This window comes from Francisella noatunensis subsp. noatunensis (assembly GCF_009823375.1).
Taxonomy (GTDB): domain Bacteria; phylum Pseudomonadota; class Gammaproteobacteria; order Francisellales; family Francisellaceae; genus Francisella; species Francisella noatunensis.
In genome coordinates, this window is the sequence record NZ_WBSX01000089.1 from 1 (window position 1) to 7,603 (window position 7,603).

The following is a 7,603-nucleotide window of genomic DNA, read 5'->3' on the forward strand; positions in this document are numbered from 1 at the left end:
TAGCTTTTTAACTTTACAGGATAGCTTATGATTATTTGAAGTTCTGCGGCTTTGATATAGCTTCTGTGCTATCTCAGCATTATAGTCACTATTTATACTAGTGCGATTAAGTTCCTTTTTTATAGCTCTTTCACTATAGCCAATTTTATTGGCTATTTGAGATGTTTGGTATCCTAATTTAAGTAATTCTTCTATACAATATCTATTTGAAAGAGTTAAGTGCTTTGGCATTTTTTAGTTCCTTATCGTTTATTTTAGTTTCGTCAAAACCTAATAAACTATATTTGGAACTCTCTTTCAACTATTTAAAACTTTCAGAATACAATCTAGCTATAAATATGTTTACTCAATTTAGTCTACTTATTTTTACACTTTGTTGTATTGTACAAATAGTTAGTCTAAACCTTGATTGGAGATTTCTAGTTATAACGATGGGTTGTATAATTGGAATCACAATACAACAATTACAAATATCTTTTAATAACAAAAGAATACCTGAAGTAATCAATTTGGTTTTTGTGATGCTAATTACAATTGCAATATTAGCTATTCGCTATAAACCTAATATTATGTATACAATCACAACTATTCTTGCAGTGTTGATATGCTTTATATACTGGTTACCTCAGACATACAAAAACCACAAGCAAAAACTTTTTACAGGATATTGCTCACCATTTATTATCTTAGCTTGGTTAGGACTTTTGTGCCTGTAATTAATAGCTTCTTGCTTTGCGCGCCACTAAGTATAAGAATAGGACTGATTGCAGTAACTGTAACAATACCTTTATTAATTATTCAAAAACTGTTCTATAAAAACTCAAAAAACTCTAATATATAAAAAGCTAATAAGTTTAATCTTACATACTAGGGTAATATTAGAAACAAAGAAGCTTTTTGTCTAAAATGAATATTAGATTAGACAAATTTAGTTATCATTTATGCTATTATAAAAAAATACACTATCTATTATTGTTGACTATGTCAGGAAATACTTTTGGTAAAATTTTTATAGTAACAACATGTGGCGAGAGCCATGGTGATTCACTTGCAGCGATTATTGATGGTTGCCCAAGTAATATCCCTCTCTGTGAGGCAGATATACAACTTGAGCTAGATAGACGTAAACCAGGTCAATCAAAATTCACAACTCAACGCAAAGAGCCTGATGAGGTTAAAATCATCTCAGGTGTTTTTGAAGGTAAAACCACAGGAACTCCAATAGGTCTAATAATAAAAAATCAAGATCAAAAATCAAAAGATTATGGTGAAATAAAAGATAAATTTCGCCCAGGTCATGCTGATTATACATATTTCAAAAAATATGGAATTCGTGATTATCGTGGTGGTGGAAGATCTTCTGCTAGAGAGACAGCAATACGTGTGGCTGCTGGTGCAATAGCAAAAAAAATACTTAAACATCATGGCATCGAAATTTTTGGCTTCTGTTCCCAAATTGGTGATCTCAAGATCGACTTTATAGAAAAAGATTTTATTAATCAAAATCCCTTTTTCATAGCTGATAGAGATGCTATTACAAGCTGTGAAAGCTTAATTCATAATATTCGTAAACAAGGAGACTCGATCGGTGCAGAGGTTACAGTCATCGCTACTGGCTTAGCAGCAGGACTTGGCAGACCTGTTTTTGATAGGCTTGATGCAACTATTGCTTACGCTATGATGAGTATTAATGCTGTAAAAGCAGTCAGCATTGGCGATGGCTTCGACTGTGTTGCTCAAAAAGGCAGCGAACATCGTGATGAAATAACTCAAAAACAAGGTTTCTTAACAAACCATGCTGGGGGAATATTAGGTGGTATATCAACAGGGCAAGATATTATTACTAAACTTGCTTTTAAACCAACATCAAGTATTTTACAACCTGGTAAAAGTATAGATATAAATGGCGATGATACTACAGTTATCACAAAAGGCAGGCATGATCCTTGTGTTGGTATTAGAGGTGTTCCTATAGCTGAAACAATGCTAGCATTAGTTTTGGTTGATGAATTGCTAATCACAAATTCCTATAGGAGGTGAGTATGACCCAAGCTGAATTTTGGAGCCTATTAATAGACTGGGGATATTTAGCGGCCATACTAGCAGTCTTTATAGAAGGTGAAATATTTCTAATTATGGTTGGTATAGCAACAGCTGCTGCTATGTTTAATTATCCTCTAGTTATTTTGGCCGCAACAATAGGAGCTATACTCCATGACAACACAATATTTACTATTTCGAAATTCATGGGGGAGAGAATTCTTACAAAGAAGGCTTCTTGGCATTATAAAGCTCAAAAATCTTTGGACATTTTAGACAAGCATGAAACATTAGCAATATTAAGTATAAGATTTCTATATGGCTTCAGAACAGTTACTATTTTGATTATGGGTATTAGTAAAGTAAAAAGAGCTAAATTTATGATCTTAGATGCTATAAGCAGTTTTATTTGGTCAACTATATATCTCTCTTTAGGATATATATTTGGCAATGCTTTATTACAAATAGTAAATAAAGCAAATATTAAATTGTGGATATATGAGCATAAACTTTTATCGTTATTTATTCTCATATTTATCTCAAGCATCATATACTATGGATATAGAAAATTTCGCTCAAAAAGGGCTAAGAGGCACATAAAATGAGTAGATTAGATCTCCTAAAAAAAACTTCCTCTACTAGTCAAAAAAAGACTAGTACTAAAAGTAGTCCTCGAGGTGGAATGCTAGGACAAAAGTCACAACAAAACTCAGATGATTTAGCTGATGATTTATTATTAGAAGATGATTTTGAAAATGACTTGATTGAGACTACCGCTGATACGTATGACACAGATGATGATATCAGTGATGATATCGATATCGATGATGAACATGTGAATATTATTGAAATTGATCTAGGAGAAACTAAAGGACTTGATATAGATTCTTCACTTATAAATGAAGAAAATGAGAACAATGAAACTGTTGATGATTATATAAATAGCGGTGAGTCAGTTATCGAAGAAGATGACGATAGTTCTACCGAAATAGTCGAAGGTCAAATAAGTGTTAACTATAGTGAAGATGACATTAAATTTGAAAAAGAATACTCTTTTGATCATCGTGAACAACTATACAATCACTTTGTTAAATTAATTAAAAATGGTAGTCTGGAGATTAGTAGCTCAAAACTATTACATTTAGATGATATAGTAAGAATATCTGTAACCTTATCTGAACTAAAAGAACAAGTTGGCTGTGAAGGTCGTATTATTTCTGTTTTCCCGCCAAGTATTTCACTTAATAATGAAAATACAGAAAGATATCGCTATATAGTACAGTTCATAGGCCCTAATGCTTCTGAAACAGAGAGAGTGCTTTCTAAATATCTATTAGGTTATAAGGCAAAGTAAATTGAGCTATGGCTAAACAAAAAACTATTTTTATTTGCCAAGAATGTGGAGCTTCTTCACCTAGATGGCAAGGGCAATGTCATAATTGTAATCAATGGAATACATTTATTGAAGAGATAAAACCTGATCCAAAAAAAACACCTATAGCTAGAGCTGGATTTGCTGGCAGTATCTCAAAAGCTACAGCACTAGCTGATATCAAAGGTAAAGAACACTCCAGAATGTCTACTAACATATCTGAATTTGACCGAGTACTTGGTGGTGGAATTGTAAAAGGATCCGTAACACTGGTTGGTGGAGACCCTGGTATCGGTAAGTCTTCAATACTACTACAAATCATGTCCTTTTTATCGCTACAAAAAAAAGTTCTTTATGTCAGTGGTGAAGAGTCTCTTGAGCAAATAGCTCTACGAGCAGAAAGATTAAATCTCCCAAAAGATAATCTTCTAGTAATGTGCGAAACAAATATAGAACAAATCTCTAGCTATATGATAGAACACAAACCAGAAGTAGTTGTAATAGACTCAATCCAAACTATGTATAACCCTGATATCTCATCTATGGTCGGAGGCGTCTCGCAAGTAAGAGAATCTACAGCTTATATCACTCAAATAGCCAAGCAACACGAGATATCTATTTTTTTGGTAGGACATGTCACTAAATCTGGGGAGGTTGCTGGTCCAAGAGTATTAGAACATATTGTTGATGCGATAATATTTATAGAATCCCAAGACAATGGCAGATATCGTATGATGCGTGCCCTAAAAAACAGATTTGGTGCTGTAAATGAAATTGGTGTCTTTGCAATGACTGATAAAGGAATGAAAGAAGTCAAAAATCCTTCTGCGATTTTCTTGAATAATGGTCGTACTAACTTAATTGGTAGTGTAATAGTATCAGTATGGGAAGGTACACGTCCTCTACTAGTTGAACTACAGTCATTAGTGGTCGACAAAAATATCAACCAACCGCCACGAAGATTATGTGTAGGTATTGATAGCAATCGTTTAGCAATGATACTAGCTATTATTCAACGTTATATGCATATTGACCTATATGACAAAGATGTATTTTTAAATGTTGTTGGTGGAATCAAAATTAGTGAAACAAGTATTGATTTGGCACTAATATTGATTATATATTCTAGTATAAAGGAAATAGAGATTCCTCATGATGTGCTAATAATGGGAGAAGTTGGTTTATCAGGTGAAATTAGACCCATACCTTATGGTATAGAACGAATAAATGAAGCTAAGAAACATGGTTTTAAGAAAATTATTATACCTCAATCTAATGTTTCAAAATCACTAAAGACTAATGGTATTGAGATTATTGGGATAACAAAATTAAATCAAATCAAAGATATAATCACGGGATAAAAAATGGATTTTTTAACAAGTCTTAACTTTTTAGATATTCTTATAATAATCTTTATTTTTATACTAAGTCTTTTTGCAGCTGTGAAAGGATTATTCAAAAATATTGTGTTATTTATTCTTATGATATTTGCCGTAGTATTAGCAGGTATACTTGCTCAAAAAATACAAAACGCATACCTTAACTCTCTGATCACGGACAACAATACCTCCTATATAACTTCATTTATACTAGTTCTAGTCTGCGCATACTTAATCATATTTGGTGTAATGAAAGTATTTATGCGTAATAATAAAGAAAAAGAAGGTATATCAAATACTTTATTTGCTTTCATAATAGCGTTAGTTCGTTTTAGCTTTATAGCAGCAATCATATGCTCAACTCTCAACTCTATTGATTATGTAAAAAACTCTTCTTTATGGGAAAATTCGGTTATAGTTAAGCCTCTAACTAAGTTTGGTGACTACGCTTTTAATACTAAAATAAAAATGCAAGAAACTAATTTCAAAGATTATGTACCAAAACAAGTTGCTGGAGGAGATTAATTTTCATTTTTCAACTGTCTATTCATTAGTTGTATAACCATATCTTTTGGATTTACATTCTCATATAAGACTCTATACGTAGCAAAGACCAAAGGCATATCAACTCCATGCTTTTGAGCAAGTTTATATACTGCTATAGCTGTAGAATATCCTTCAACAACATTATTTACCTTAAGCAAAGACTCTTCTATAGACATACCTTGACCTAGGTAATATCCAAATCTACGATTACGCGATTGATTGTCTGAACAAGTAAGCAACAAATCACCAAGACAGCTCAAGCCCATAAATGTTTCCACATCAGCTTCAAGCTTAAGCCCTAATTTTTTAATTTCTGCTAGACCTCTTGTAATTAGTGCTGCATGAGCATTAACACCAAAGTCCATACCCGCAGCAATACCCGCAGCAATTGCTAAGACATTCTTGACAGCTCCACCAACCTGAGCACCGATAATATCAGTAGTTGTATAACACCTAAAATTTTCATTACTGAAAAGCTTTTGTGTGTATTTAGCATACTCAACATCTTTAGATGCTACTACAACAGCTGTTGGGAGTTTATTAGCTACCTCTTTGGCAAAACTTGGACCTGTTAATAAAGCAAATTTTGTATTTGGCATAATATCTTCTGCTATTTCACTCAATAGAGCATAGGTATCATGACAAAACCCTTTCGTAGCACTAATAATATTTTGATCAGGCAACATACACTCTTTTAGCTCTAAAATAGTCTTCTTAAAACCCGAACTAGGAGTTGCAACTAATATATTATCAAAATAACCAATACTAGCTTGCCAATTTTGTATAGCTTTTAGTGTATCTGGGAATTTTTCTATGCTCGGTAAATATTTTTGATTATTACCTTCTGCGAGCATTTGATCGTTATGCTCTGCTTTCCAAGAGTTAATTCTTACTTCATGGCCTTTATAAGCTAACTGTAATGCTAGTGCAGTACCCCAAGCACCAGCACCTAAAACAAGTATTTTCTTGTGCATAAACTAAACCTGTTTTCTTTTTATATCTACTATATTCTATAGTTGTTAAACTGTAAACACTTACACATCATAAGTTTTTATTATCAAACTTATACATTTAATATATTTAACATTACGGAAATATGCTGAGATAATACATACATCAAATATTAGAAAGTATTTTAAGGAATGAGAAATGAAAAAGATTATGTTAGCAGTGGTAACAATTTTAAGTATTATTTCAGTGTCTAATGCTAGTAACTTACATCAAATAAATAGTTTTTCATCTAAGTCATTTCCAGCGCCCATAATGATTTTAGCAGAGTAAAAGCTACTTTTTAGGTTGTGCTATAACATATATACCTTTTATACCTTTTATACCTTTTATACCTTTTATACCTTTTGAATCTTGCCACATATATTGAAATCTATCTGGATTAATAGCACTCAATCCATAAACTGTTTTCACATTATTAAAATGTGCTGCTGGATCAATCATAAACAATGTATCTTTATCATCATCAATTGTTTTTCCCAACTTCTGATATCCTGATACTAATGTCCAGGGCCTCCCCAATCAATCCAATCTACAAGTACAGGTACACCTTTATCTATACTCTGATAAATCAGTTTGATATCACCATCAGTAGCATATTTTACCTCAAAGCCATGCTTTTCTAGCCAGTTAGCTATCTGTTGCGCTGTAGTACCATAATCATCATTTGTACCCATTTCTTTAGCTATTTGCAACTCCATTTGATGATTCATTTGAGAATCCTTAAGAACTCCATAATAATTAAGCAAACTCATAACAGCAGATGGTCCACAAGTATAATCGGTAGTTTGTTGATGATCTTTTATGTCTAGTATTTTTATATTCTTATCTGTTGATAAATCAAATGTTTTGACAACATTTTCTATATAAGTCTTATTAGCATATTCTCCAGAACTATAACTTAAACTCATAGAAAAAATTAAAGAAGCTAGATTGTATTCTGAAAGTTTTAAATAGTTGAAAGAGAGTTCCAAATATAGTTTATTAGGTTTTGACGAAACTAAAATAAACGATAAGGAACTAAAAAATGCCAAAGCACTTAACTCTTTCAAATAGATATTGTATAGAAGAATTACTTAAATTAGGATACCAAACATCTCAAATAGCCAATAAAATTGGCTATAGTGAAAGAGCTATAAAAAAGGAACTTAATCGCACTAGTATAAATAGTGACTATAATGCTGAGATAGCACAGAAGCTATATCAAAGCCGCAGAACTTCAAATAATCATAAGCTATCCTGTAAAGTTAAAAAGCTA

At 32.2% G+C, this 7,603-nt stretch carries 10 protein-coding genes and 1 pseudogene; 8 read left to right on the plus strand and 3 right to left on the minus strand.

The window, feature by feature from the left end; translation table 11 throughout:
- On the minus strand, positions 1 to 231 hold a 231-nt coding region (locus F8C69_RS07585), incomplete at its 3' end, for a helix-turn-helix domain-containing protein (RefSeq protein WP_159183974.1).
- Positions 232 to 338: 107 nt separating this feature from the next.
- Between F8C69_RS07585 and F8C69_RS07590 the strand changes: the two genes are divergently transcribed.
- From F8C69_RS07590 to F8C69_RS07615, 6 genes are all read left to right on the plus strand, one after another.
- On the plus strand, positions 339 to 716 hold the full coding sequence (locus tag F8C69_RS07590) for a hypothetical protein (protein WP_234393549.1): 378 nt from the start codon (positions 339 to 341) through the stop codon (positions 714 to 716).
- 265 nt (positions 717 to 981) lie between these two features.
- Complete coding sequence (gene aroC / locus F8C69_RS07595) at positions 982 to 2,040, plus strand: chorismate synthase (protein ID WP_159184779.1); 1,059 nt, start codon at positions 982 to 984, stop codon at positions 2,038 to 2,040.
- A gap of 2 nt (positions 2,041 to 2,042) precedes the next feature.
- Positions 2,043 to 2,645: a DedA family protein gene (locus F8C69_RS07600; protein WP_159184780.1), complete on the plus strand. Its 603-nt coding sequence runs from the start codon at positions 2,043 to 2,045 to the stop codon at positions 2,643 to 2,645.
- Positions 2,642 to 3,394, plus strand: coding sequence for a PilZ domain-containing protein (locus tag F8C69_RS07605; RefSeq protein WP_159184781.1), 753 nt, complete (start codon positions 2,642 to 2,644; stop codon positions 3,392 to 3,394). Before F8C69_RS07600 ends, F8C69_RS07605 begins: the two co-directional genes overlap by 4 nt.
- An 8-nt stretch (positions 3,395 to 3,402) precedes the next feature.
- Positions 3,403 to 4,773, plus strand: a complete 1,371-nt coding sequence (gene radA / locus F8C69_RS07610; protein WP_159184782.1) for a DNA repair protein RadA — start codon at positions 3,403 to 3,405, stop codon at positions 4,771 to 4,773.
- Between the two features lie 3 nt (positions 4,774 to 4,776).
- On the plus strand, positions 4,777 to 5,316 hold the full coding sequence (locus tag F8C69_RS07615; RefSeq protein ID WP_159184783.1) for a CvpA family protein: 540 nt from the start codon (positions 4,777 to 4,779) through the stop codon (positions 5,314 to 5,316).
- Here F8C69_RS07615 and F8C69_RS07620 read toward each other — a convergent pair.
- Positions 5,313 to 6,311: an NAD(P)H-dependent glycerol-3-phosphate dehydrogenase gene (locus tag F8C69_RS07620; RefSeq protein WP_159184784.1), complete on the minus strand. Its 999-nt coding sequence runs from the start codon at positions 6,309 to 6,311 to the stop codon at positions 5,313 to 5,315. The genes F8C69_RS07615 and F8C69_RS07620 overlap by 4 nt on opposite strands.
- A 175-nt stretch (positions 6,312 to 6,486) precedes the next feature.
- Between F8C69_RS07620 and F8C69_RS11065 the strand changes: the two genes are divergently transcribed.
- A complete protein-coding gene (locus tag F8C69_RS11065; RefSeq protein WP_267906210.1) occupies positions 6,487 to 6,618 on the plus strand; it encodes a hypothetical protein in 132 nt (43 codons plus the stop codon).
- Between the two features lie 3 nt (positions 6,619 to 6,621).
- Here the strand turns inward: F8C69_RS11065 and F8C69_RS07625 are convergent.
- Positions 6,622 to 7,256, minus strand: a pseudogene (locus F8C69_RS07625) (C39 family peptidase).
- Between the two features lie 116 nt (positions 7,257 to 7,372).
- Here F8C69_RS07625 and F8C69_RS07630 point away from each other — a divergent pair.
- Positions 7,373 to 7,603: helix-turn-helix domain-containing protein (locus tag F8C69_RS07630; protein WP_159183974.1), on the plus strand; the 231-nt coding region annotated here is incomplete at its 3' end.

Bases quoted from the DNA above. Each gene is read 5' to 3' on its own strand.
- F8C69_RS07620 (WP_159184784.1), bottom strand. From the start codon at position 6,311: ATGCACAAGAAAATACTTGTTTTAGGTGCTGGTGCTTGGGGTACTGCA.
- F8C69_RS07605 (WP_159184781.1), top strand. From the start codon at position 2,642: ATGAGTAGATTAGATCTCCTAAAAAAAACTTCCTCTACTAGTCAAAAA.
- F8C69_RS07600 (WP_159184780.1), top strand. From the start codon at position 2,043: ATGACCCAAGCTGAATTTTGGAGCCTATTAATAGACTGGGGATATTTA.
- F8C69_RS07615 (WP_159184783.1), top strand. From the start codon at position 4,777: ATGGATTTTTTAACAAGTCTTAACTTTTTAGATATTCTTATAATAATC.
- radA (WP_159184782.1), top strand. From the start codon at position 3,403: ATGGCTAAACAAAAAACTATTTTTATTTGCCAAGAATGTGGAGCTTCT.
- F8C69_RS11065 (WP_267906210.1), top strand. From the start codon at position 6,487: ATGAAAAAGATTATGTTAGCAGTGGTAACAATTTTAAGTATTATTTCA.
- aroC (WP_159184779.1), top strand. From the start codon at position 982: ATGTCAGGAAATACTTTTGGTAAAATTTTTATAGTAACAACATGTGGC.
- F8C69_RS07590 (WP_234393549.1), top strand. From the start codon at position 339: ATGTTTACTCAATTTAGTCTACTTATTTTTACACTTTGTTGTATTGTA.